Annotated in this window: 20 protein-coding genes, 1 tRNA gene and 2 pseudogenes; 16 read left to right on the forward strand and 7 right to left on the reverse strand. The window is 45.2% G+C overall.

Features of this window, described 5'->3' with window-relative positions:
• Positions 1–27: 27 nt before the first annotated feature.
• Positions 28–237 carry a hypothetical protein gene (locus tag F6J90_RS15740; RefSeq protein ID WP_293095244.1) on the forward strand — a complete coding sequence of 70 codons (210 nt, stop codon included), beginning with the start codon at positions 28–30 and terminating at the stop codon, positions 235–237.
• Here the strand turns inward: F6J90_RS15740 and F6J90_RS15745 are convergent.
• Complete coding sequence (locus F6J90_RS15745) at positions 221–4,099, reverse strand: tetratricopeptide repeat protein (protein WP_293095246.1); 3,879 nt, start codon at positions 4,097–4,099, stop codon at positions 221–223. The two genes, F6J90_RS15740 and F6J90_RS15745, sit on opposite strands and share 17 nt — an antisense overlap.
• A gap of 59 nt (positions 4,100–4,158) precedes the next feature.
• On the opposite strand from F6J90_RS15745, the gene F6J90_RS15750 reads away from it, so the two are divergent.
• From F6J90_RS15750 to F6J90_RS15760, 3 genes are read left to right on the forward strand one after another with little or no spacing between them, the layout of a single operon-like run.
• Positions 4,159–4,887: a phosphorylase gene (locus F6J90_RS15750; RefSeq protein ID WP_293095249.1), complete on the forward strand. Its 729-nt coding sequence runs from the start codon at positions 4,159–4,161 to the stop codon at positions 4,885–4,887.
• 21 nt (positions 4,888–4,908) lie between these two features.
• Positions 4,909–5,133: a hypothetical protein gene (locus tag F6J90_RS15755; protein ID WP_293095251.1), complete on the forward strand. Its 225-nt coding sequence runs from the start codon at positions 4,909–4,911 to the stop codon at positions 5,131–5,133.
• 20 nt (positions 5,134–5,153) lie between these two features.
• Positions 5,154–6,305 (forward strand): SpoIID/LytB domain-containing protein, encoded by a 1,152-nt coding sequence (locus F6J90_RS15760; RefSeq protein ID WP_293095254.1) that lies wholly within the window; start codon positions 5,154–5,156, stop codon positions 6,303–6,305.
• A gap of 1 nt (position 6,306) precedes the next feature.
• Here F6J90_RS15760 and F6J90_RS15765 read toward each other — a convergent pair whose 3' ends face one another.
• A complete protein-coding gene (locus F6J90_RS15765) occupies positions 6,307–6,465 on the reverse strand; it encodes a hypothetical protein (protein ID WP_293095256.1) in 159 nt (52 codons plus the stop codon).
• A gap of 353 nt (positions 6,466–6,818) precedes the next feature.
• On the opposite strand from F6J90_RS15765, the gene F6J90_RS15770 reads away from it, so the two are divergent.
• Positions 6,819–7,715, forward strand: a complete 897-nt coding sequence (locus tag F6J90_RS15770) for an endonuclease/exonuclease/phosphatase family protein (RefSeq protein WP_293095258.1) — start codon at positions 6,819–6,821, stop codon at positions 7,713–7,715.
• Between the two features lie 290 nt (positions 7,716–8,005).
• Here the strand turns inward: F6J90_RS15770 and F6J90_RS15775 are convergent, their stop codons facing one another.
• Positions 8,006–9,358, reverse strand: coding sequence for a hypothetical protein (locus tag F6J90_RS15775; protein WP_293095260.1), 1,353 nt, complete (start codon positions 9,356–9,358; stop codon positions 8,006–8,008).
• 904 nt (positions 9,359–10,262) lie between these two features.
• On the opposite strand from F6J90_RS15775, the gene F6J90_RS15780 reads away from it, so the two are divergent.
• The 7 genes from F6J90_RS15780 to F6J90_RS15810 all read left to right on the forward strand — a co-directional run bounded on the left by F6J90_RS15780 (position 10,263) and on the right by F6J90_RS15810 (position 17,273).
• Positions 10,263–10,757 carry an NAD(P)H-quinone oxidoreductase subunit N gene (locus F6J90_RS15780; RefSeq protein ID WP_293095262.1) on the forward strand — a complete coding sequence of 165 codons (495 nt, stop codon included), beginning with the start codon at positions 10,263–10,265 and terminating at the stop codon, positions 10,755–10,757.
• Between the two features lie 251 nt (positions 10,758–11,008).
• A complete protein-coding gene (locus tag F6J90_RS15785) occupies positions 11,009–11,614 on the forward strand; it encodes a VWA domain-containing protein (protein WP_293095264.1) in 606 nt (201 codons plus the stop codon).
• 109 nt (positions 11,615–11,723) lie between these two features.
• Positions 11,724–12,176, forward strand: a complete 453-nt coding sequence (locus F6J90_RS15790; protein WP_293095266.1) for a hypothetical protein — start codon at positions 11,724–11,726, stop codon at positions 12,174–12,176.
• Between the two features lie 496 nt (positions 12,177–12,672).
• Positions 12,673–13,293: a VWA domain-containing protein gene (locus F6J90_RS15795; protein ID WP_293095268.1), complete on the forward strand. Its 621-nt coding sequence runs from the start codon at positions 12,673–12,675 to the stop codon at positions 13,291–13,293.
• A 324-nt stretch (positions 13,294–13,617) separates the two neighbouring features.
• Positions 13,618–14,913 carry a circadian clock protein LdpA gene (gene ldpA / locus F6J90_RS15800; RefSeq protein WP_293095270.1) on the forward strand — a complete coding sequence of 432 codons (1,296 nt, stop codon included), beginning with the start codon at positions 13,618–13,620 and terminating at the stop codon, positions 14,911–14,913.
• Positions 14,914–15,069: 156 nt separating this feature from the next.
• Positions 15,070–17,013 carry a R3H domain-containing nucleic acid-binding protein gene (locus tag F6J90_RS15805; protein WP_293095272.1) on the forward strand — a complete coding sequence of 648 codons (1,944 nt, stop codon included), beginning with the start codon at positions 15,070–15,072 and terminating at the stop codon, positions 17,011–17,013.
• Between the two features lie 188 nt (positions 17,014–17,201).
• A tRNA-Gln gene (locus F6J90_RS15810) sits at positions 17,202–17,273 on the forward strand.
• Between the two features lie 112 nt (positions 17,274–17,385).
• Here F6J90_RS15810 and F6J90_RS15815 read toward each other — a convergent pair.
• Both F6J90_RS15815 and F6J90_RS15820 read right to left on the reverse strand, forming a co-directional pair.
• Entirely contained in the window at positions 17,386–18,270 is an 885-nt protein-coding gene (locus F6J90_RS15815) for a hypothetical protein (protein WP_293095274.1), read from the reverse strand.
• Between the two features lie 224 nt (positions 18,271–18,494).
• A complete protein-coding gene (locus F6J90_RS15820; RefSeq protein ID WP_293095276.1) occupies positions 18,495–19,097 on the reverse strand; it encodes a DUF1517 domain-containing protein in 603 nt (200 codons plus the stop codon).
• A 593-nt stretch (positions 19,098–19,690) separates the two neighbouring features.
• On the opposite strand from F6J90_RS15820, the pseudogene F6J90_RS15825 reads away from it, so the two are divergent.
• A pseudogene (locus tag F6J90_RS15825) lies at positions 19,691–20,292 on the forward strand (IS630 family transposase); the annotation flags it as partial.
• Here F6J90_RS15825 and F6J90_RS15830 read toward each other — a convergent pair.
• Positions 20,282–20,497, reverse strand: a complete 216-nt coding sequence (locus tag F6J90_RS15830) for a hypothetical protein (protein WP_293097911.1) — start codon at positions 20,495–20,497, stop codon at positions 20,282–20,284. The pseudogene F6J90_RS15825 and the gene F6J90_RS15830 overlap by 11 nt on opposite strands.
• Between F6J90_RS15830 and F6J90_RS15835 the strand changes: the two are divergent.
• The 3 genes and pseudogenes from F6J90_RS15835 to F6J90_RS15845 all read left to right on the forward strand — a co-directional run.
• Positions 20,479–20,634 (forward strand): annotated as a pseudogene (locus tag F6J90_RS15835) (IS630 family transposase); the annotation flags it as partial. The gene F6J90_RS15830 and the pseudogene F6J90_RS15835 overlap by 19 nt on opposite strands.
• 198 nt (positions 20,635–20,832) lie before the next feature.
• Complete coding sequence (locus tag F6J90_RS15840; RefSeq protein ID WP_293095279.1) at positions 20,833–23,556, forward strand: hybrid sensor histidine kinase/response regulator; 2,724 nt, start codon at positions 20,833–20,835, stop codon at positions 23,554–23,556.
• 73 nt (positions 23,557–23,629) lie between these two features.
• On the forward strand, positions 23,630–23,800 hold the full coding sequence (locus tag F6J90_RS15845; RefSeq protein ID WP_293095281.1) for a hypothetical protein: 171 nt from the start codon (positions 23,630–23,632) through the stop codon (positions 23,798–23,800).
• Between the two features lie 35 nt (positions 23,801–23,835).
• Here the strand turns inward: F6J90_RS15845 and F6J90_RS15850 are convergent, their stop codons facing one another.
• Complete coding sequence (locus F6J90_RS15850; protein WP_293095283.1) at positions 23,836–24,882, reverse strand: Fic family protein; 1,047 nt, start codon at positions 24,880–24,882, stop codon at positions 23,836–23,838.
• Between the last annotated feature and the right edge of the window lie 196 nt (positions 24,883–25,078).

Below are 25,078 nucleotides of genomic sequence, written 5' to 3' on the forward strand. Positions count from 1 at the left end.
GAAGGTTGAAAGTTAGAGGCTTGAAGGTTGAAAGTTAGAGGGTTGAAAGTTAGAGGGTTGAAAGTTAGAGGGTTGTCAGGTTGTGGCAGGATACGGGCAAGATGCCGGTTCCACCAACATGCCGGTTCCACCAACATGCCGGTTCCACCAACATGCCCGACTCCCGACTCCCGACTCCCGACTCCCGACTCCCGACTCCCGACTCCCGATTCCCGATTCCCTACTCCTCACCCATAGAGCGCCAATTACCAGAAGGAATAAAACTCGCCCAATAAATGGGATGGTTATACTCTGGACTTGCTAGCATTTGCAACTGAATCCTTCGCAAAGCTTCAGAACGCCCTTGGTTATCCTGCAATCCTTGATAATAAGACACCATTAAATATTTCGTAGCCTCATCATTCACGTTCCACAAACTAATGACTTGGCTTTCTGACCCGGCAATTACCAACGCTCGACGCAAGCCATATATTCCCTCCCCAGCACTGATATTGCCTAAGCCAGTATTACAGGCTGATAACACCACCAGCTTTGTACCTGATAAATTTAATCCGGTTGCTTCTAAGGCTGTGAAGATGCCATCTTCTAGATCATTATCTGGCTTGTTGTTGTTAATTCCTGCTAATGCTAACCATGAGCTAAGTAAGGCATTATCCCCTGAAGTAAACTCTTCCGAATCAGGTATTTCTTTGAAAAAACCATGGGTAGCAATATGTAGTATTCTGGGACGAGTAACTTGTTTCAATGCTGCTTCATTAGCCTGAGCACCCAACAACGGCTCCACACCCAGCATCTTTGCGATCGCATTCACTTCCTCAAGAGCACCCGGTAAAGGGGATAAGCCCCACTCGGAAGGATTAAAGTCACGTAAGCTGCGGGTTGCTACTATCTGGTTTTCTTCCCCAAGGGCAGTAGTTTGAGCCGAATTCTCAAAATCTGGTGCTCCCAAAAGCACTGGTTGGGTAAGCTTGCGATTGGGATTGGATAATCTCAGTAAATCCCTACCGGAGGTGAGGTAGGTAAAACCATAGCTTTCTACTAAATACCGGTTGTCTTGATCTACTAAAGCTTCAAAAGGGATGAGGTTGAGGTAGCCGTCTGGAGACAATAAAATCCTGCGGCTATTTCCCAACAAAGGACGAACTTTCGCCATCAGCTTCTCATCCACCTTGCGGGCTGCTTCTTTTACCTTAGGGGTGGGAAGATATACGGTTTGAAGGGATAATTCAAGTATCTCCCACAGAGGTTTCAAAGCATCTACTTCCCCTAAATCAATGCCTTGGGGTGCGCCTTTAGAACGGAGTACATAGGCGGCATAACGGGGATTACCCCAGCTACTCTTTTTGGGATTGAAGGGTTTGTATTCTACAAATTCTACCAGTGCCGTATCCAATGGAATCAGTTGTTGAATGGTTTCGATGGTGACTGGTTGATTGATTTGGGCAAATTCACGACTGCGCCGACTAATTTTTACGACTAGTTCCTGTTCCTGATTCCTTAGTTCATTGAGCTGATTACGATATTCTTCAAGGGGAAGCTTATCCGGTCGGTTGTAGGTGAGGGTAGCGAGTTGGGTGCGAGTATTGTTTAGTCGGTCTAGTAATTCTTGGCTTTGGGAATCTAAGCGTTGACGCAACAGTTGCTGACTATGGGTCAAGAAATCAAGTAAACGACCTTTGCGACGTAGGATAGTTGTTAACGCTAGACCAGCTGCTCTTTCATTATCGGGAGCTGAGTTTAGGTGTAGAGAAATGGCTCTATCCCTTGTGCCAGAGATAGTTTTCATGTACTCTCGTTTTTGCTTTTCAGCACCAGAGACGAGATTACGTTCTAGATTGAGTTCTTGGATGTCTAATCCTGCTTCAAGAAACTCTAGGGCTTGCTCAATGTTTCCTTGACTATGATGTAAATAAGCTAGATTATTGAGGTTATTTACCACAGAAGGATGTTCGTTCCCCAGCAACCGTCTGTTCATCTCCAGGGCTTGGGTTAACAAGGGTTCTGCTTCTGAGTACCTTCCCATGGATTGGTAGAGGAAAGCCAGATTATTCAGGCTTAATGCCACATCAGGGTGTTCATCCCCCAGTAACCTTCTGTTCATCTCCAAGGCTTCGGTATACAAGGGTTCCGCCTGTTGGTACCTTCCCATGGATTGGTAGAGTGCCGCCAGATTATTGAGGCTTTGTGCCACATTTGGGTGTTCCTGCCCCAGCAACCGTCTCCTCATCTCCAAGGCTTGGATATACAAGGGTTCCGCCTGTTGGTACCTTCCCATTAATTGGTAGAGTACAGCCAGATTATTGAGACTTTTTGCAACATTTGGGTGTTCGTCCCCCAGCAACCGTCTCCACATCTCCAAAGCTTGGGTTAACAAGGATTCCGCCTGTTGGTACCTTCCCATGGATTTGTAGAGTCCCGCCAGATTATTGAGGCTTTGTGCCAGATCAGGGTGTTCGTCCCCCAGTAACCGTCTCCTCATCTCCAAGGCTTGGGTTAACAAGGGTTCCGCCTGTTGGTACCTTCCCATGGATTCGTAGAGTGCCGCCAGATTATTGAGGCTGGCTGCCACATCAGGGTGTTGGTTCCCCAGCAACCGTCTCCACATCGCCAAGGCTTCGGTATACAAGGGTTCCGCCTGTTGGTACCTTCCCATAGAATCGTAGAGTAAAGCCAGATTATTGAGGCTGGTTGCCACAGATGGGTGTTGGTTCCCCAGCAACCGTCTTCTCATGTCCAAGGCTTGGATATACAAGGGTTCCGCCTGCTCGTACCTTCCCATGGATCGATAGAGTTCCGCCAGATTATTCAGGCTGGCTGCCACAAATGGGTGTTGGTTCCCCAGCAACCGTCTTCTCATGTCCAAGGCTTGGATATACAAGGGTTCCGCCTGTTGGTACCTTCCCATGGAAAAGTAGAGTGCCGCCAGATTATTGAGGCTGGCTGCCACATCAGGGTGTTGGTTCCCCAGCAACCGTCTGTTCATCTCCAAGGCTTGAGTTAACAAGGGTTCCGCCTGTTGGTACCTTCCCATTGTACGATAGAGTCCCGCCAGATTATTGAGGCTGGTTGCCACATCAGGGTGTTGGTTCCCCAGCAACCGTCTCCTCATCTCCAAGGCTTGGATATACAAGGGTTCCGCCTGTTGGTACCTTCCCATGGAAAAGTAGAGTCCCGCCAGATTATTGAGGCTGGTTGCCACAGATGGGTGTTGGTTCCCCAGCAACCGTTTATACATCTCCAAGGCTTGGGTTAACAAGGGTTCCGCCTGTTGGTACCTTCCCATGGAAAAGTAGAGTCCCGCCAGATCATGGAGGCTTAATGCCAGATCAGGGTGTTCATCCCCTAGCAACCGTCTCCTCATGTCCAAGGCTTGGGTTAACAAGGGTTCCGCCTGTTGGTACCTTCCCATGGAAAAGTAGAGTCCCGCCAGATTATTGAGGCTTTCTGCCAGATCAGGGTGTTCCTTCCCCAGCAACCGTCTCCTCATGTCCAAGGCTTGGGTTAACAAGGGTTCCGCCTGTTGGTACCTTCCCATGGAAAAGTAGAGTCCCGCCAGATTATTGAGGCTTTCTGCCACATCAAGGTGTTCGTTACCCAGCAAGCGTCTCCTCATCTCCAAGGCTTGGTTTAACAAGGGTTCTGCCTGTTGGTATCTTCCCATTGAAGAGTAGAGTCCCGCCAGATCATGGAGGCTTTCTGCCAGATCAGGGTGTTCATCCCCCAGCAACCGTCTCCTCATCTCCAACCCTTCGATATATAAGGGTTCCGCCTGTTGGTACTTTCCCATTTCACGATAGAGTTCCGCCAGATGATTGAGGCTGGTAGCTATATCTAGGTGTTCCTCCCCCAGCACTTGCTGTCGAATCCTCAAAGCGTCCTGGGCGAGGGGAATCGCTTCCGAATATTTCCCTTGCTCATTAAGATCAATAACTTGCTGATTCAGTTGCTTAGCTTTGGCTAGTTGTTCTTGTGCTGATTCCTGTTGTTGGGCAATGGTAGTTTGTCCCACAGTGGGCAGGGGCGTAATTAGTCCTACTGAGATCAAACTAACTAGAGCTGTTACCCAAATTGTTGGCCTTTTTGATTTATTTAAATTCATATAAGCACCTACACAGAATTAATCCCCTATTCCCTATTCCCTATTCCCTTTCCTAAAGTATGAACCTTTCCCAAGTAACTATTCCGGTCACGATCATTCTTGTTCCCCAAGGAGCAGAATATCAAGCAATTTGTCGAGGAATCAACCAGATTACTGGTCGTCCATTACCTCTGATTCTATCTATTCCGATAGGAGAAGAGCCTGTAACTAAGTATCTAGAAACATGGTTACAAACTACAACAAATTTGCCCCAGCACTCCCTACCTAAAGTAGTGCTAATGGGATTGTGTGGCAGCTTATCTCCTAACTATTCCGTTGGTGATATTGTTGTTTATAACGATTGTGTTGTTATCGACCGAAACCAAGATAGACCTCAACCACTGGTGCAACAGTGCTGTAGCCAACTGACTAGCTTAGTTCACCAGCAACTAGGCAACAAGGCTAATTTAGTGAGGGGATTGAGTAGCGATCGCATAATTTGGTCGAGCTTAGAAAAGCGTCAACTCGGTCAGAGCTACCATGCTGATGTAGTGGATATGGAAGGATTTGCTACCCTATCGGTACTTAATCCCAAAGGATTTGCTGTAGCAATGGTAAGAGTAATTAGTGATGATAGCTATTACAATATCCCAGACCTCACCCCAGCTATTAGTGCTGATGGGTCACTGAAACCTTTGCCCTTTGCCATCGGTATGGTAAAGCAACCAATAGCAGCTACCAGACTAATTCGAGGTTCCCTACGAGGGTTGAAAGTATTACAGCAAGTAAGTATTAGGCTTTTCTCTTAATAAAGTAAAATCAACGATTAGTTGTTTAAGCCGGTGAGTGGAACGGGCATCTTGCCCGTGGTGTGTTACGAGCATCTTGCCCGTGGTGTGGAACGGGCATCTTGCCGGTGGGTGGAACGGGCATCTTGCCGGTGGGTGGAACGGGCATCTTGCCCGTGGGTGGTCAACAACAGAAATCTAATTGGAACAACTCAGAGTAAGATCGAATCCCTGTTAATCAGGACAAGAAGATTCCTCTTCGTATAAGTAATCAGTAATTAGTGAATATGGCATCAAAAGGCTTTCCCATCTTTATTGTAGCTATGCTCAAGTCAATCATTGTTCTAGGAGGGCGTCATTGGTGGCTCTCTTTTTTATTGTGGATGGTTCTAATCGCACCAGTTCAGGCAGCGATAGAACTGCGAGTAGCGGTTGAGCAGGGAGTCAAACAGGTAACCTTGGGGAGTTCCACCACAGCCATTGTCCGAGATGGGACAGGTCAAGCCGTGGGAAACTTAAACGCAATGGCGGGTATGACTGCGGAAACTAACGGTAGTGGAATTAAGTTAGGTCAGTGGCAAGGGAAATCCCTCTGGATTGAACCGAAAGACAATGGTTATGTTTGGATTGGCGATCGCTGGTATCGGGGGCGCACTCGACTGGTTAGTTCTGACAAGAAGTTAACAGCGGTCAACCATGTTGATTTAGAACACTATCTCTATAGTGTCATTGGCGCAGAAATGAGTCCCAGTTGGCCTATAGAAGCCTTGAAAGCCCAAGCAGTAGCAGCTCGTTCTTATGTGCTCCATCAACGGAGCAAATCCAAGAGTGATATCTATGATGTAGGAGATACCCAGCGTTGGCAAGTTTACAAGGGTCTAAATAGCGAAACAGTCAGCACTCATCAGGCGGTTAATGCCACAGCTGGACAGATAATGACTTATGGTAATAAAGTGATTCTCGCTGTTTTCCATGCTGCGTCTGGAGGACATACAGAAAATGTAGAAGATATTTGGTGGAGTGAACCCATTCCTTACCTACAGGGTGTACCTGATTACGATCAGGGCACACCAGTCTACCAGTGGACAAAAACTTTTTCTGCTAGTCAACTGAGCCAGAAGATTCCTGGTGTAGGTAATATCATCGCCATGACCCCAGTGGAGAGGACACCCCGAGGCAGGGTGATCACTCTTCAAGTAGAAGGGAGTAGCAGTACCAAGACGATTAAGGGTAAGGAATTACGCAAAATCCTAGCTCTGAAAAGTCGGCTGTTTACGGTGTCTAAAACCGAAAATGGTTTCCAATTCAACGGTCGCGGTTATGGTCACGGATTGGGGTTAAGTCAGTGGGGAGCCTACAACTTAGCCCGTCGGGGATCGAATTACCTACAAATTTTGAGTCACTATTACTCTAGTGCTAAACTAGCCCAGATTGATTGATCTAGCAGTTATCGATAGGGTGAGGTACTGTTGTTATTGGTTTTAGAAGGGAGTAGGGAGTAGGGAGTAGGGAGTAGGGAGTAGGGAGTAGGGAGTAGGGAGTATTGATAAGGGCTAACTTGAAGTAAGCTGCTGTTGCTTTAAATTGCCTATTTTCCAATTAGTAAACAATCTTAAAATTCTGCTCCTTGCTCCCTGCTCCCTACTCCCTGCTCCCTGTTACCTAAAAAACTCACCCTATTTAAAACTGCTATCTAATTTATGACTAACTCGACTTCTAATCCATTGGCTAAGGTATTAAACAACTGGATTTTATCTTTATTCATTATATTAAATATTCTTATTACATTACTCTCCGTAACTAGCTATTTTTTTAGAGATAACATATACTTAGATTTCACTACTAATTTTAAACATCAATATCTGGTATTAGGGGCATTACCATTAATATATTTTGCTCTAACTCGCCGCAAAGTTTGGTTGATAGTTACGTTATTTTGCTTATTGATTAACTTGACAGAAATCATTCCTTGGTATATTCCTAAACTAAGCTTTGGCGCTTCCGGTGAACCCATGCGTCTGTTTCTGTTCAATGTCTTGTTTTCCAATACGCAGTATGCTGATGCTATTGCCTTGGTTAAAGAAGAAAAGCCGACCATTGCCGCTTTTTTAGAAGCCAAAGACCCTTGGCCTAAACAATTAGAAGATTTAAGGGAGGTTTTACCCTATAGTATCAGTATTCCAGAACTTCAGATGGAAGTATACAGTCGTTTACCATTACAAGAATCAGAAATTCTGGAATACGGAAAATTTCGTGGTCTGGTCAAATTAGATTTAAGGATTGCTGGAGCAGACGCTTCAGTCATTGTTACTCACGCCTATCCAAAATTTTATTTTGGGAAGCCAGAGTATTTTGGGAAGCAAGAGGATTTTGGAAACCAAGAGGATTTTGGAAACCAAGAGGATTTGGAAAAGCAACGTTGGCAGTGGCGCAATCAAGATTTAGAAGAGGAGATTGGGGATTATATCAGAAAAATTGAAAAACCAGTGGTGCTAATTGGTGATTTAAACGTTACGATGTGGTCACCCTACTATAAAAGTCTAATCGAACGTTCCGGATTGCGTGACGCTCGTGCTGGGTTTGGGGTTCTACCAACTTTATCAAAATTTTCACCAGCCAACCCTTGGTTAGCTATTCCTGTAGACCACTGTTTAGTCAGTCGAGATGTTAAGGTGATCAAGATGAGAACTGGCCCTGATCTTGGTTCGGATCATCTCCCGGTAATTACTGATATATTAATTCCTGTATCAGCTATCAGCTATCAGCTATCAGCTATCAGCTATCAGCTATCAGCTATCAGCTATCAGCTATCAGCTATCAGTTTCAGGGTTATTTCATTCTGGATCTAGGTAACGAGTTTACAGGCTTTCAGCCATCGCATACCTGAATTATCGAAGGCTGAAACGACCTATCCTCGTCAATGCATAAAATATGGCAATTTAGAATGAAACAGCCCTGCTATCAGTTTATGGGATACAGATGGTGTTACTTGAGGTGCTTTTAAATCAAACAGGTAAGCAAAAGTTTAATCTGAGTTACGTCACAGCGTCGAAGCCTGTTCCACTGACCGCTGACCACTGACCGCTGACCACTGACCGCTGACCGCTGACCGCTGACCGCTATATACTTACGTAATTAGTTAATCAAGATTCTGAGTAGACCCCAACTCTAAGCGCCGTTCCCACTCCGCATCAATTTGGTCTTTCCGTTCTAAATCCTGATCCAATAAATCCTTCTCACTGCTATAAACTAAATTGTCTTCCCGAATCACATTTTCAGCGGCAAACTGTTCCGCATAGGCAATCTTGTTCTGTAAAGCCTGATCAGCCTGATTAAGTGCGATCGCATTTTCCTGCCGTTCTCGATTCTGAGCTTCAATCTGCTTCTTTTTCCGCTGAACCCAGAAATATCGAAGCAATGGTATAGCCAAGAAACCCACTCCATAAGCCAATAACAGAGGGTAAATTAGCTCCACAAATACCACAAACCCCCCTAGCTGTGCAGCAATCTCACCCCCCTGCAACAGAGAACCCAGGACTAATGCTAAAACGAAGTTTACACTCCCTAACCCAATCGCCAGCATAATCTGGTTACTGCTTGCCTGAGAAAACTGCCACAACTTGGCACGGAGATAAGCTGGCACCGGTTGTTGATTCTGTTTGGCAGCAGTTGTCTGCAATTTGGGGAAGTGATAGACAATATCCCCTGATGGGCTAACTTCCGGGCGTCCGTCGAATCGAATTAGCACGGGTAACATATAGTCTTCAGACTCCCGCTGGTAGATTTCTCCAAGGTCATCAAGATAGGGAGCAATCTGTTCCGCTGCCACAGCCCCTCCGGAATTACGAATTACAGCACCAATGGTTTGCCAGCGACGTTCTTCTAAATTACTATTGGGATTGCCATCACCAAACAGAAAGGAGAAAACAGCCTCTAAAAAATTCATCTCACTGTCTTCTCGGCCAGAACGGGAAGTTTGCCGTCTCGAGCGAGAATTACTGTGGGAGTAAGATGGGTCGAACCACCAAAACAGATCCGGTCCAATCCAGAAACGAGGCAAAAACACGATTCCACCGCCACCACCACCAGAACGACTACTTCCTCCTCCGTTAGAATCATTGTCACTGCCAGCTTTGAGGCTCAGAACAATAAATGCGATCGCAACAATCATCAACACAATCGAAAGCACTAGGAAAATCCCGAAAGAAATCCGAATCAGGTAAAATAGAACACCCCAAACCTTTTCCCACCATGCTTGCAACCGTAGCTTTAAGAACTTGTTGCGGAGAATAGCGCGAAAGTTTTTGGGAAACAGATAAGCAATATCCCCTGACTCTGCTACTTGTAAATGTCCACCTACTTCCGAGGCCAGGACAAGTAAACCTTGCTCGGCTTGATGGATGTTTAAACCCACTTGGGCAGCAACATCCCCAACAGTGACGCGGTAGCCTAGCTGCTCAACAGCTTTCATGATGGTGGGTAAGGGAGCCATAATTATGTTTTATAATACTTAGTTGTTGCGCTCAAAGATAATAGCTTTATCAAACAGAAAGGTCGGAGATGTCGGACATCAGCGGACCGGACAACATACTATGTATCCATGGGATACTATCAATGCTATACTTTAGGTCTATGTAAATTTCCCTAGTATCTCTAGTATAGTTTTTTTAAATTTGGGAACTCTGATTACCTTTTTTTTATGGAAATTCTCACAAGCCAAAACCCCGTGTTTTTAAACCGGGGATGTAGGCTCGCAGCCACTTTAGTCGCCTTGAAATATTTTTGGCAAAAGGTTGACAATACCCTCGCGCTAGAGTAATATGAAGATATGGGTACAGGCTGAGAATCCGAGGCGCAACCGGGTCAGAGACCCGCCACTGCTTGACCTTAAAGTAGAAATGCCCGGAGGGTAGGGAAAATCCTCCTTTCTTGATGCAATAGCGAGTGGGGGAAACCACGGCAGTCGCTCATGGGGGGAACCCCCAAGACCGCGCTGCCTCCCCAAGACCGCGCTGCATCGCTAAAAACCCAATCATCAATTAAACGTTGGTGTGTGAACCCAGCAGAATCGCATTTTGAGAAAAGAACGGTACGGCGGGGCACGCCGGAACCAGGTGAAACAGGGAAGCAACGGACTTCATAAGGCACTTCTCAAAAAGTAACTAAACGCCTAAGGAGACTAGCCCGCTGGGTATGCGCGTGAACTGAACTAGAATCTTGGTCTTGACGGGATTTCAGTTTAGATATTGCCAAACTTCTGACAGAGTTAGAGACTTGGACACGAAGGTTTAAGGCCGGTCGCAGATCTAGGAATCCCCGTCACAAAGCGAGCGGGGATTGTCAAAATAGGAGGCTGACAGGAATTAACAAAACTTAAAGCAGAAGTAGAGGTAGCAATGGCACTGATCACCACCGGCAAGTCATTCATCCGGGCACTAGAAAAGTCTGGTGCATTAGCAGTTTATGCACCATTAGAAGGTGGGTTTGAAGGTCGTTATCAGCGGCGTTTGCGGGCTGCTGGCTATACCACCATCTCCATTACTGCCAAAGGACTAGGAGATCCAGCCGCTTATCTAACTGGAATTCACGGTGTTCGCCCTCCTCATCTGGGCAAGAAAAATATGGGTCAATCATCTGCAGTCGGTGATGTTTACTACCTGCCGCCGTTGGTAAATTACCAACTGTCAGCCCTATCTCCCAAGTCGAAAGGGTTGGTGCTGTGGATTCTTGAAGGAATTATTCTATCTAGTCAAGAAGTTGACTATTTAACGACATTGCCCCAGCAAGAACCACGAGTAAAAGTAATCCTAGAGATGGGAGGGGATCGTGCTTTCCGTTGGCAACCCCTCAAAGAGACTTTGCCGGGACTGGTTTCTGTAGCCAATTTCTAGTCTCGGTATAGCTCTGTAAGCATTCAGCGGTCAGCGGTCAGCGGTCAGCTTATTTTATTCAAAAGCGTGGCACAGGCTTCTAGCCTGTGACCTAAGGCATAAGCTAAATACTGATAGCTGATAGCTGATAGCTGATAGCTGAATACTGATAGCTGAATGCTGATATTTGCTGAATACCCAACCCCGTGACTAGTCACAAATGATAATTTTGATACCCTAGAGGTGTAGGATGATAGTGGGTAAGACTAGCAATGCTCGAACAACGTGACTACACCTTAATCATCGATAAAAGTGGCAGCATGTCGATTAGGGATCAACTGGGTGGAAAAAGCCGTTGGCAAATCATGCAGGAGTCTACCCTTGCCTTAGCCAATAAATGTGAAGAATTAGATCCAGATGGCATCACCGTTTATGTATTTGCTGGTCGCTTTAAACGCTACGACAATGTAACCGCAGATAAAGTCCTACAGATATTCCAGGAAAATGAACCATCGGGACGCACGGATTTAGCTGGTGTTTTACTTGATGCCACCAACGACTATTTTAAACGTAAGGCTAGTGGCCAAACCAAAGAAAATGGAGAAACCATCTTAGTCGTCACTGATGGGGAGCCTGATGAACGGAAAGCTGTGATGAAGGTGATCATAGAAGCATCACGGCGTATTGATGTCGATGAAGAACTAGGAATTTCCTTCATCCAAATCGGGAATGATCTCCAGGCAACTAAATTCCTAAAAATATTAGATGATGAGCTGCAAAATGCTGGGGCTAAGTTTGACATCGTAGATACGGTAACTATTGATCAGATGGAGGATATGACTCTCACTGAAGTTTTGATCAATGCTATTATTGACTAAAGCATAGGAAAGGTTAGTGGGATTTCTAGCGTCATGGTTCGAGGCGCTGTAAGTTAACTGTTTAAAAATCACCCCTCAACAGTTAACAAAGTACTAGGAGACGTAAGTCATGGAATCAATGGATGACTTGTTAGCCCAACTTAAAGCTGAGTATCAACAAAAAGATGCTGGTGTTCAACCGAAACAACAGCCTCTGTTTCAGGAACAACCAGTGAATTCGCCACTAACTGATCCAGCAACTAGTGAATCACCAGCGAAAATACCTGATTGGGTATCTACTGCTCAGGATCGGGAGCTGGCTGAGATGAGAACAGAGTTTCAGAAAAAAGACCAAGAAGAGGTTCTCAAACAGCAGCAGGAACTCGAAGCTGAACAAAAACGAGTTCAGCAGCAAAAACAAAGAGAACGAGAAGCCCTTAATCAGCAAGCCACTGAGTGGCTAAAAACCTTAAGTCCAAACTCAGCCGAAGGCTTATGGTTTGAAGAATTTTCTGATTCCTATCCCTCCAAACTGGAGGCAGCAATTGACTATTTGCAAGCCTTGAAAGAAAGTCAGTCTTGACTATCAGACTCGTCAAGTATCATCTGATGGTGAGCAGGTAACACAGCTTCGCAAACTTTAAGCATTCAGCCCTCAGCCCTCAGCAGTCAGCTTATTTTCTTCAAAAGCTGTTTGGTGTAGCGTGCGCTATGGGCATAAACTCTTCCGGTATTGTGGCTACAGGCCTTTTGGCTGATAGCTGATACGCGACACGCTGATAGCAAACTTTCAGGACTTTAGGATTAATTTATAAGATTAATATCTAAATTTAGAATAGTAAATAGATTAGAATAGTAAATAGAGAAAATAGTTAACCGAATACACCTACCTTAACTTACCATGATGATCAAGTCTAGGGTGCTGCCGTTGAAGGATACTTGTAATAATGTTTTCATGATGTTGGCATAATCAACTCTTGCCAAGGGTCTTAGGGCTAAAACATCCAGATGAGCTGTGGAAGTATTGGATAAGCTAGATTAAGAAATCGTGGCAGTAAAGGTAAGGAGGAAATGTTTTCGTGGGAGGTTCACTCGTGGAAAACCGTGACTATACGTTAATCATCGACAAAAGCGGCAGTATGTCTAGCCCAGACTACCAAGATCGGAGCAAAAGTCGATGGCAGATTGCCCAAGAGTCTACCTTAGCAGTGGCCAGAAAATGTGAACAGCTCGATCCAGATGGGATTACGGTTTACCTGTTTTCTAGTCGCTTTAGACGGTACGACAATGTTACCTCAGATAAAGTCGAACAAATTTTCCAAGAAAATGATCCCATGGGTCGCACCGATCTCGCTGGTGTGCTAAAGGATGCCACCGATGACTACTTTAAGCGCAAAGCGGCTGGGCAAACCAAACCCAATGGAGAAACCTTCTTGGTAATAACCGATGGTGAGCCCGATGACCGCAAAGCCGTAATGCGAGTGATCATTGAAGCATCTCGGCACATAGACCGGGATGAAGAACTAGGCATTTCACTGATCCAAGTGGGTAATGATGCCATGGCAACTCGGTTTCTCAAAGCACTTGATGATGACCTTGAAGGGGCTGGGGCTCAATTTGACATCGTGGACACAGTGACTCTGGAAGACATGGAGAATATGACCTTAGCCGAGGTCCTGCTTAACGCGATTATTGATTAACCGAAACTAGCCAAGATTCCCAATGCTTAAACTCCATCCCACGACTAACTATCACGTGGGATGGCTTCTAATCAAAATAGTTTTGAAATAAAAAGAATTCTGAATTAATTGACACCATTATTTTAGTGAGATCAGCTGTAGGAATTCAACCCCTACATTTGGTGTAAGAATAAAACCAGCTACCCTAAATCTGCATTTTTGGAAAAAAATTGAGGGATTTCCCCCCCCGGAAAGGATTGTAAGCGCCTCAAAAAATGCCTTTTTCATTACTCAAATTCTAAAATTAGTCTCCCCATTTTCGGCTTAAAGATTTAGCATATAGGAGTGACTGAACTTTACTATCCCTTACATTCATTAAGGGAGGGTGATTGGTTCAAGCTCATTTGCGGAGCCAGTTTTCAACACCTCCCTGCTGTTAGAAGCCTAACCTTGGCTTACACCCTCGCCGGTGCCGATTGTATTGATGTGGCAGCTGACCCGGCGGTCATTTCGGCGGCGAAAGATGCCTTACAAGTCGCCAGCACCATGGGAAATGAAGCCAAACAGCGAGGGTTTGGCTTCCTTGGCAGACCATGGCTGATGGTTAGCTTGAATGATGGGGAAGACCCCCATTTCCGAAAAGCCGAATTTGACTCGGATTTGTGTCCAGGGGACTGCCCTCGTCCCTGTGAAAAGATTTGCCCAGCACAAGCAATTACTTTCCAGAATGGCAGTGAAGCTTACTCTGGTGTGATCGACCAACGCTGCTATGGCTGTGGTCGTTGTCTTCCAGTTTGCCCCCATCAGCTGATCACTACTCGGTCATACGTATCAGCTCCTTTTGCGATCGCACCCCTGATTCTAAGCAATGGTGTTGATGCTATAGAAATTCACACCAAAGTCGGGAATTTACCAGATTTTAAAAGACTATGGAATGCGATCGCACCCTGGTGCGCTCAACTCAAACTCCTAGCCATTAGCTGCCCAGATGGTAAAGATTTGATTGACTACCTAAAAGAAATCTACCAACTGATCCAGCCTTTACCCTGTCCTCTAATCTGGCAAACTGATGGACGTCCTATGAGTGGGGATATAGGCATGGGAACAACTCATGCTGCTGTCAAACTTGCTCAGAAAGTCATCGCTGCTGGATTACCGGGATACGTACAGTTAGCTGGTGGTACCAATAACCACACCGTCAGCAAACTAAGAGCAGCTAGGCTGTTGAACCATTACCAAGTTGCTAGGTTGCCCGTTGAAGGTTCTCCAGAAAAGTTGAAAGTTGGCAGGTTGCCGGTTGAACGTTCTTACAACAACCTTGGCCAAAAGGCCACGCTACGCGAACAACCAAATAACCTACCCTACTCGAACCCCAAGGGCGAACAACCAAATAACCTATCCTACGTTGCCGGTGTGGCTTACGGTAGCTACGCCAGAGTTCTACTCTCACCGATTCTAGAAAAGTTAGAACAAGACTATGACCAAGACGTTGATCACCACCAGGGATTCCTTCCTAATCCCTCCTCTAGAAACCTTGAGGATGTACCAGATCTGCTCTGGCAGGCTGTGGCAGATGCCCATTCCCTGGTGGCTCAACTCAAATCAGTCAAAAAAATCCCCGAGAGTATCTCATTTTCTTGACTTTAATCGAGGAATAATGTTCGATTAAATTGGCAGAAAAACCTTCAAGTATTAGGAGTGAAATTAGACATGGATTAAATCCAATACCTGACTAATAACCGAAAGTTAAACAGGGCAAAAAATAACAGCAGAAATCGCTTTACTTGATCAAAACAAATGGTGAATTTTCCACTAAGCAAGCTTTCAGAGCAACAAGTGTCATTCAATCAAGAATCACCAGTGGTTTATGAAAATAGCTTGGTTGAGGCAATGACCGTAAGGGGTCAATCCTCAGAGGTAAGGGACAATTTTCAACTAGATTGTGCGACCATACCTACCAAGGAACACCAAGAAACAGTGGACAAAACTCAGGGGATTTCAAACTGTCAACAAATTACAGATGACCTGCCAAAATTACTAGACATTTTGCCAGCAAAAATTCGCTCATTATTGGAGCAACATCCTGAAAGGGACAGTTTGATCGAAGTGATTATGGATCTCGGTCGCTTCCCAGAAGTGCGCTTTCGTGATCGGGCAGAGTACCTTTCTGATACACCAGTTACTATCGAACAAATCAATCACTGTGTTGAGCGAGTGGGATGCTTTAGCGGTGATAACCGAGCAGGAATTGAGGGCACCTTGCACCGGATTAGTGCGATTCGGAACCGTCCAGGGGAAATTATTGGCTTAACCTGTCGTGTGGGTCGAGCGGTCTTTGGTACCATCGGCATGATTCGTGACTTGGTGGAAACTGGTAAGTCAATTTTGATGCTCGGGCGTCCTGGTGTAGGCAAAACTACTGCTTTACGGGAAATTGCCCGAGTTCTGGCAGACGAATTACACAAACGGGTAGTGATTATCGACACCTCTAATGAAATTGCCGGAGATGGTGATATTCCCCACCCAGCTATTGGTCGAGCCCGACGGATGCAGGTTGCTAGCCCAGAACATCAGCATCAGGTGATGATTGAGGCGGTGGAAAACCATATGCCAGAGGTGATCGTTATCGATGAAATTGGCACAGAACTAGAAGCTCAGGCCGCTCGTACCATTGCGGAACGGGGGGTGATGCTGGTGGGGACTGCTCACGGCAATCGGATTGAAAACTTGATTAAAAATCCCACTCTTTCGGATTTAGTAGGCGGTATCCAGGCTGTCACCCTAGGGGATGACGAAGCCAGACGGCGAGGCTCTCAGAAAACCGTTTTGGAGCGAAAAGCCCCCCCAACCTTTGAAATCGCTGTAGAAATGCTAGAGCGTAAGCGTTGGGTAGTACATGAAAGTGTTGCGGACACGGTTGATAATTTGCTCAGGGGACGTCAACCCAATCCCCCAGTTAGGACAGAGGATGAAAATGGTAAGGTCACCATTACCAGAGAATTACCTAGCGCTCCAGTTACCACTCCCCTAAATGGTCGGAGCAGGGGTCACCTTACCCTAACGACTCCTAGCCAACCAACAGGTTGGCGTTCATCTGGGCAGATGAAGCCCCTATCCCTTCAAGAACCGGAGCCAGCTCGGGAAAATAGCACCTTTGAACAGCTGCTGGCTGAATCTTGGTCACAGCAAGATATCTTGGGTCAAGGGATGGAGATGTTAGGACCCAATGGTGAGGATTTACCACTACAGGTGTATCCTTACGGCATTAGTCGTCATCAAATCGAGCAAGTGATCCAAATCCTAAATTTGCCTGTGGTCTTGACAAAAAACATGGATAGTGCTGATGTGGTTTTAGGGTTGCGATCGCATGTCAAAAGCCACTCCAAGCTAAAGTCCATTGCTAAATCTCGTCAGATCCCGATTCACGCCATCAAAGCTAGCTCCATCCCCCAGATTACTCGGGCATTACGACGTCTGTTGCACATGGACGACCCCACAATTCCCGATGCTGCTGATTTGGAGTTATTTGCCCAAAGCGGTAGCGAGGATCAAATCGAGGCTCTGGAAGAAGCCCGTTTAGCAGTTGAGCAAATTGTGATTCCCAAAGGCCAACCCGTAGAATTGTTGCCGCGATCGGCTAAGGTGCGGAAGATGCAACACGAGTTAGTTGAACACTATCGCCTCAAGTCTTCTAGCTTTGGCGATGAACCCAACCGACGTTTACGGATTTATCCGGCGTGAATCTAGGTTGAAAAGGAAGAGGGGGGACAAAAACATGCGGAGGTCAAACAATCAAGATCTCTTTCTCTTCCTTCCGGTCACCATCAACCCATCACCCCATCACCCTTTCAGCCAAAGGACAAATAACTAAAAAAAAATACTTGACATATTCCCACTCAGATCTGTTATCATCTTATAAGTGGAATCGATGGGGTGTAGCCAAGCGGTAAGGCAGCGGGTTTTGGTCCCGCCATTCCTAGGTTCGAATCCTAGCACCCCAGTTATAGTAGTCAGGTTATGGTAGTCAATCACAAACTAACCTGATAGTTCAGCAAAATAAGAAGCTTCTAAAGTCTTTAGAAGCTTCTTTTGGGTTTTTAAGGGGCGTCTAAACTAGCGGCGGCGTCTGAAGGAACGACTACCACCACGACTACTACCAAAGCCAGAAGGCGATCGCTTCGTGCTGCCAAAACCACTGCTTCTTGGTTTGGCTTTGTTAGGACTAGATGGACTAGAGGTGCGTAACTGACTTGAGCCGAAACCCTTTCCTGTGGAGCGATTAGCGTTGGGTGAGGCTTTACGAGTAGTTGCTTGATTAGCTGCAGGAGATTTTCTTAAGCTACCAGTCGTGCGGAAAGAGCGAGTATTTTTAACCACGGGTGGCGGTGCTTTGTACCGTGTTTCATATCGCTTCACTGCTTGACTATAGCTGTTACCATACCCACCATAACCAGTCAGAACCCCTCCCGCTTGATAAACCGGTGGAACGTAGTATTGAGGTCGAAATAGCATACTACCTATAGCTTGACCAGCCAAAGCACCAGCAAACGGAGCCCAGAAACTGGATTGCTGACGCACGATTACTGTTTCTTGTTGACCAGTTTGAGGATTAGGTCTAGTCTCAGTAACATTGTGGACATATTCAATCCGAAAGTCTTCAGTTAGGTACATCACCGGCTGATTGTCATCAATACTCAGATACGTATTTTCCCCAGCAGCAACCTGCTCATCAGTCAGACGTGCCATCTGCAAATCCCTGCTCCGAAACACTGGTGGACTACCCGCAGGAGTATTGAGCACCATTAGGGTATATACCCCATTAACATCATCGTAGGTTGCCTGTTGTACGGGATATTTACCATCACTCAACCGAGTCGGAGTAAAGGATGTACTCCCACCCCGATTCAGCGACACTTGGCTTGAGTTAGGAGAACCACACCCTACTGTGGTCCAACATAAGGTTAGAGATAGAACAAAAATCGCAACTGTACGTAACATATAGTTAAAAAAGTTTTCTTAAATCACTATTGTTCTGTTAAATCACTATTGTCTAATCGCGCTTGTCTAATCGCGCTTTGCTATGGGCTAGCGTTCTTTGCAAAACAACCAACAATTTGGGGAAGATTTTTCGTTCGTCTTGCCCATAACTCCATCTCCCCATCACCTGATCTACTGATAGTGACAACTATAACACTATCTATATTTATTTAATTTATTAATGATTAGAGCGGAACCAGTTCCGGGAAATTGAGTAAAATTTGTTCATCAGTCAGTTCGTCACCCAACTGTGCTGGAGAGAAGTGAACCTGGATAGCTTGCAAACTTTCCTGATAGTGGAGATTAATCAATGCCTTCAGACCTGCTTCGAGGGACTCAACACTAGCTAGGTTCGTTTCTAGTTCAGGAACTTCCCCTTCGTAGGCTACTGTGATCATAACAATTACGTTTTGGGTCACAGGTAGGGATAAAGGTTCGTTGTCACCTAAGGGTGTAGTGAAATCTGGTTCAGACAGATAGCGCCCAGCTGAGTCAGTAAACAGTTCATTAACGTAGTCCCCAGCTTCTCCTTCCTTCCAGAAGACATCCCCTTCATTCGCTGCCGATTGCCAGTAGATCTGCAGCTGTAGCAGGTTTTGACAAATTGCTACCAGTTCTTCCCCTAACACGTTCAAATCCCCGTCTGACTCAACGGCCTCCCGTGCCGCACGATTGAGTACCCCCAACAAGGGTGTTACTTCTGAACCAGCTAAGTGTACAAACAAACGAAAAACTACAAATCTAGTTTTGCCACCAAATTTATTTAAGCGATCGCGCCAAGAACTCATGCTTCAATAGGCTGACTTACGCCGTTAATTAATCTCAATTACCCTATCTATCCTACTCTAGCGCATTGCTCACTGCCCCTACTGGCTCACTGAAAACCGGGGTTGGTTAGGCAGAGCAAGGGGGGTTAGGGAGGCAAAACCAACGGGCACTGCGTAAGTCCTATTCCCTAATGAAAACAGGAGCGATCGCGTCTTCACCAGTCAACCGCAACTGACTGAGCCATCACTCCTGATTACACCCCGTTTTTTTTTAATCTGTAGCGGTTTATACCACTTATCTAACAAAACTACAAGAGGTTTGACCTATCTTTATCTAACTGGGTTGACTCCAAGGGGATCTCACAAAAATGTGACAGCTCCTACACTTACCTTTCAGGTTCAGTGTAGGCAACAAGCGCCAATCCAGCCATCGCTTTCGGCAAAGCCGACGCTACGCGAAGGTCGGCGCTGAGCTTTAAGAACGGACTGCCCGGAGACAAAACCTTGAAAAGGGTCGCCTTATTTCATGTGACTTAAAACTATAGCTATAGCGTTTCTCATAGCTATGAGGTACACTAATACATAGATTAAATAGTTATTAATCAAAATTTCGGATGAAACCTTACTCATTTTACTTTCCTCAAAAAATTTTAGAAGTCCATCAAAAATAAAATTTATCAATCAGAAACTTTGCTCAAGGTTTTGGTGTAGCCAAAAGCTTTATTCAAAAATTACTAAAACAGCATCGAGAAACCGGAGATATTAAACCGCTCTCTTGGTGCGCATTCACGCTTGTCGGGAAACCCGACCGGGGTCGCACCGCAACGTCAAAGAGGAAGTCCACCACGCCAACTTAGGAGAGAGCAATTAGTAGATTTAGTAGAGATAATTGAAACGACTAATGATGCCACTTTAGTTGAACTTTGTGATTTTCTAGAAGAAAAGACCAAAATTAGGGTAAGTCAAGCCACGATGGTAAGACTAATTAAACAGCTAAATTATATATACTTTCAAGAAAAAACCATTACACGCAACAGAAAAATAACCAAAACTAATCCAACAAAAAAGAGTTAATTTTTGGTCATATATCCGATATATTCCAGCCAAATGTTTGATTTTAATAGATGATTCAGGAGTTAATTTAGCAATGATTAGGAGATATGCGAGAGCATTGAAAGGGAAAAGATCGAGAGGTAACAAGCCACTTAAAAGAGGTGCGACCCGTGATGGCGAACGCGCCCCGCGTGACCTACGGTCAAGGGATTGCTCCCCATCACGGAAAGCGCACCATTACGGTCTTGGGGGTCTCCCCCATGAGCGACTGCCGTTCCACGGGGCAAACAGCGGTGCGGACGCAGGTTCCGCACACAGACCCATGCGCCATGAGCGACTGCATCAAGACATCGAAAATTTTTGGTCAAAAGTCAAAGCAATCTTGATAAAGATTAAAGCAAGAACTTACAAAGACTTAATAGACGGGATTGCCGATGCCATCTTAAAAGTAACGATGGAAGATATTCGGAATTGGTTTACTCACTGCTGTTATTGTACCTCATGACTATGATAATTGCTATATTTATGTCTTAAACTATACTTCCCTTGCTATATTTAGTTCTTTTTTTGGGGAAGACTAAGATCAGAGCAATCCTGATCACGATCTCATCGTCAACAGCCGATTGCTAGCACTACCATCATTTCAGCTTAGCTGGAATCTATCTCAAGGTTGAACAGCAATTGTTTTTTCAAAGTCATGACGATGACCATCAAACCTCTCAACCGTTTGGTCTCCAAGGTTTCCTTAGGAACTGTCCTAATTGTCCCTTTTGTATTGCAGATCTTCACAGCGGTTGGATTAGTAGGATATCTTTCCTTTAGAAATGGCGAGAAAGCGGTTAATAAACTTGCACTCCAGTTACAGAGCGAAATCACTAACCGCGTCCAAGAGCATCTCAAGCATTACTTAAATCACCCTTATATTCTTGTTCAAAGTAATATTAATGCTTGGCAGCTAAACCAATTAAGTTTTAACAATATTACTGTTTTAGAACGTCACTTCTGGAAACAATTAAAACTATGTAAGTCTGTTCGTTCCATTTATATGGCAGGCAATCCAGAAAAGCTAGAATATGCCTTTTCCAGACGGGAACCAGATGGAAGCTTTGTTGTTAAGGACTTCATCGATTTCCCGATTCGCCATACCTATGCTTTAGACGACCAAGGTCAGCGGACTGAGTTGTTGGTCTCAAAACCCTTCTATCCGCGAAAAAAGCCCTGGTATATCAGTGCGGTAGAGTCACCATTACCCAGATGGAGCAAAATTTACAACTTTTCTGATGATGGCAAACTCGGAATCACTTTCTCTGCCCCTGTTCAAGACGAGACAGGAAATTTTCGTGGTGTTATAGCTGTGGATCTTATTCTTAGCCTGATTAGTGATTTCCTGCGGGGACTCACCATCAGTCCTTTTGGTCAAGTTTTTCTTTTAGAACCTTCAGGAGAATTAATTGCTAGTTCAACATCTGAACAACCATTTGTGCTCAGCCATCAAGACAATCAACCTAAACGACTCAAGGCCACAGACAGTCAAAACCCATTAACCAAAATTACAGCACAGTATTTGCTTGAAAACATTGACAATCTTTCCAAAATTGAAGCAGCACAGCAGTTTAATCTTAAGCTTGATGGAGAACGTCAATTTGTCCAAGTTACTCCTCTCCATAACAAGGGTGGTTTGGATTGGCTAGTAGTAGTGGTCATACCAGAGTCAGATTTTATGGCGGAAATTAACGCCAATACCAGGCTCTCGATATTGTTGTGTATTTACGCTTTAATTGTAGCAACAATCATCGGCATTTTTACGGCACGGTGGGTAATAAAACCGATTTTACATCTCAATAGGGCTGCTAAAGACATTGCTAAAGGGAAATGGAATAAAACTGTAGCTATTAAGCGCTCCGATGAAGTGGGGGAATTGAGTGAATCTTTTAACCAAATGGCAGTGCAACTGAAAGAATCCTTTGAAACCTTAGAGCAACGGGTCGAAGCACGCACAGCGGAACTAGCAGAGGCCAAAGACAAAGCAGAAGTTGCCAACCAGGCTAAAAGCGAATTTCTATCGAATATGAGTCATGAATTGCGCACCCCCCTCAACGGCATTCTTGGCTATGCTCAAATTCTTAAGCGAGAAAATACTCTCAGTTCCCGCCAAACCGATGGTTTAGAAATTATCCACCAAAGCGGGATTCATTTGTTGACCCTAATCAACGACATCTTAGACCTATCCAAAATCGAAGCCCGTAAAATGGAACTCTATTCCGATGATATCCATTTTGCTAACTTCCTCGACAGTGTTGTGGGAGTGATAAAAATGCGGGCGTTAGAGAAAGATATTTTGTTCAAATACCAACCTGACTCTAACTTACCTATTGGAATTATAGCTGATGAAAAACGACTTCGACAAGTCTTACTAAACTTGTTAGGAAACGCCATTAAATTTACCGAGCAAGGTCAAGTCACCTTGGGGGTTAGGGTTAAGGAGTCTCAAGTTACTACTTCAACTATTTGTTTTGATATTATTGACACTGGTGTGGGTATGAATCCCCAGCAGTTAGAGAAAATATTCCTACCTTTTGAACAAGTGGGTGATACTCAAAGTCGGTCTGAGGGCACAGGTTTAGGATTAGCTATTACTAAGCAACTGGTGGAATTGATGGGTGGTGATATCAAGGTCACCAGTGAATTGGGTAAAGGGTCAAGGTTCTGGTTTGAAGTTAGTTTTTATCTGGGATCGCTCAGTGGGGAAACTCAAGCTGAAATTCCAGATAAAATTATAGGATATCGAGGTAAAAAACGTAGGCTATTGGTGGTAGATGACAAACTCGAAAACCGCTTAGTTCTTGAGAATATGCTTGCACCCTTGGGATTTGAGGTGGTCACTGGTGAAGATGGTCAGCAGGAAGTGGAATTGGCTCAGCAAATTCAACCGGATATGATTTTGAGCGATTTAGTTATGCCGGTTAAAAGTGGGTTTGAAGCCATTAAGGAAATTCGTCAAATTCCAGAGATTAGAGAAGTGCCAATTATTGCTATCTCTGCTAGTGTACTGGATATGGATCAGAAAAAAAGTCAAATTGCCGGTTGTGATGCCTTTTTGTCTAAACCCGTAGATGAACCAAAGTTATTGACCTTGTTAGGAAAGTATTTACATTTGGAGTGGGTGTACGAACAGAATGATCAGGTTTCAAATATGAACTCTGAAAACGGTTCAGTAGAGCCAAATGAACTAGTGATTCCGCCACTAGAAGAGATGGAAGTGCTGTATGAGTTGGCGATGTTGGGCAGTATGAAAAAAATTCGGGAGCGAGCTATCTACCTCGAAGAACTGGATCACAAATACATGGCTTTTGCTAACAACCTCAAAGAGTTAGCCCATGGGTTTCAAGAACAGAAGATTCTTGCCTTAGTGGAAGAATATTTGTAATCTATAGTAGGGAACAGGGAACAGGGAACAGGGAACAGGGAACAGGGAACAGGGAACAGGGAAAGAGAGGGAGGTGTGGGAAGTGTGGCAAGTGTGGCAAGTGTGGGGAGATGGGGAGATGGGGAGATGGGGAGATGGGGAGTCAGATGAGCAACGGTTGTGGTTACCACGGGGCTTTGAAGGTGCGGACGCTTGCTTGATCACACAGCTTCTGCAACGGAAATTACCCTTAAATAGGTACTAACTAGCTTGTCAGTACCTATTTAATAGGTACAGTACCTATTTCTTCCGCCAACGGGCATCTGGCCCTCGCCCAAGGCATTCGAGCCGCCCAGCGTTCCTTTCCTGGCGCAAGATACGGCGAATCAAGTCAATTCCTACAGTAGGGCATTGTTCCTGTAAATGCTTGATCGAAAAATCTCCAACTATATTGTTAATGGCATCTAGCACCATCGCTGTTTTAGCGCCTTTGGCTGAGGTTACTAACCCAACCCGTTGCTCAAAATCCCGGTACGCCGATAGCACCAACACTCCCAGAAAATACTCCCACCAAGGTAACAAACTATGCTGTCCCTGATGCCAGCTTTGGGAGGACTGGTAAAGTGTATCGTAGTAGCTTTCCTTTGTGCGTTCTACAATGCGTTCCAAACTAATAAACCGCCCCACCTCGTAACCAGCTTTGTATAGTAACAGTAGTGTCAGCAGCCTAGCCATCCGTCCATTTCCATCACTAAAAGGGTGGATGCACAGAAAATCCAAGACGTAGGTGGGGATGAGCAGTAAGGGTTCGAGTTCCTCAGACTGCCAGAGGCGATTGAACTGTTCGTGCAAGCGTTCCATCGCGGATGGTGTAGCATAAGCCGCAAGTGCTTGAAACCTCACAACCTTTGTACCATCTGGGTAAGTTTCGGTGATTTGATTATCTACCGACTTCCAGCGCCCACCCTCACCAACAGTAAACTGGTAAAGGTCACGATGCAGCTGTAACACCACCCCTGGAGTGAAAGGGATGTGAGCATAGCTGGTGTGGATGGTGCTAAGTACATCTCGATAGCCAGCAATTTCTTGTTCGGAGCGATCGCGGGGCGTAGTTTTTTCCGCTACCAGTTCCTTGATGCGTTCCAGGGGCACTGTAATGCCTTCTATGCGGTTGGAGGACTCAGTACTCTGAATAATCGCCGCCTGACGTAGTGTTTTCAAAACTTGGGGTGACTGTTCTTTGAACAGTTCTTGCTTGCCTTTGTACTCACCAATCAGTCGGATAGTACGCAGTAGATTTTGACTAATCAGCTGGCCCTCAATAAAACCTGGTTCAAACGACTGCATGGGTAATTCCTATCAACCCAACCTCAGTATACTAGACTTGGCGGCAGTTGTAGGGAACAGGGAACTTCGGAGCAGCGGATCATCGGAACAAGAATTGAGACAAACACTATCAGAACAATAATGTTGTAAGAGGTCTACTATAATTGTTGCGTTAGTTTGACACTCCCTGCCCTGGAAGGACGGGGATTCTTGCTTC

Source organism: Moorena sp. SIOASIH, from assembly GCF_010671925.1.
Lineage (GTDB): Bacteria > Cyanobacteriota > Cyanobacteriia > Cyanobacteriales > Coleofasciculaceae > Moorena.

Coding starts and splice junctions, on each gene's coding strand:
- F6J90_RS15745 (WP_293095246.1), bottom strand. CDS start 4,099: ATGAATTTAAATAAATCAAAAAGGCCAACAATTTGGGTAACAGCTCTA.
- F6J90_RS15750 (WP_293095249.1), top strand. CDS start 4,159: ATGAACCTTTCCCAAGTAACTATTCCGGTCACGATCATTCTTGTTCCC.
- F6J90_RS15760 (WP_293095254.1), top strand. CDS start 5,154: ATGGCATCAAAAGGCTTTCCCATCTTTATTGTAGCTATGCTCAAGTCA.
- F6J90_RS15775 (WP_293095260.1), bottom strand. CDS start 9,358: ATGGCTCCCTTACCCACCATCATGAAAGCTGTTGAGCAGCTAGGCTAC.
- F6J90_RS15780 (WP_293095262.1), top strand. CDS start 10,263: ATGGCACTGATCACCACCGGCAAGTCATTCATCCGGGCACTAGAAAAG.
- F6J90_RS15785 (WP_293095264.1), top strand. CDS start 11,009: ATGCTCGAACAACGTGACTACACCTTAATCATCGATAAAAGTGGCAGC.
- F6J90_RS15790 (WP_293095266.1), top strand. CDS start 11,724: ATGGAATCAATGGATGACTTGTTAGCCCAACTTAAAGCTGAGTATCAA.
- F6J90_RS15805 (WP_293095272.1), top strand. CDS start 15,070: ATGGTGAATTTTCCACTAAGCAAGCTTTCAGAGCAACAAGTGTCATTC.
- F6J90_RS15815 (WP_293095274.1), bottom strand. CDS start 18,270: ATGTTACGTACAGTTGCGATTTTTGTTCTATCTCTAACCTTATGTTGG.
- F6J90_RS15820 (WP_293095276.1), bottom strand. CDS start 19,097: ATGAGTTCTTGGCGCGATCGCTTAAATAAATTTGGTGGCAAAACTAGA.
- F6J90_RS15840 (WP_293095279.1), top strand. CDS start 20,833: ATGACCATCAAACCTCTCAACCGTTTGGTCTCCAAGGTTTCCTTAGGA.
- F6J90_RS15850 (WP_293095283.1), bottom strand. CDS start 24,882: ATGCAGTCGTTTGAACCAGGTTTTATTGAGGGCCAGCTGATTAGTCAA.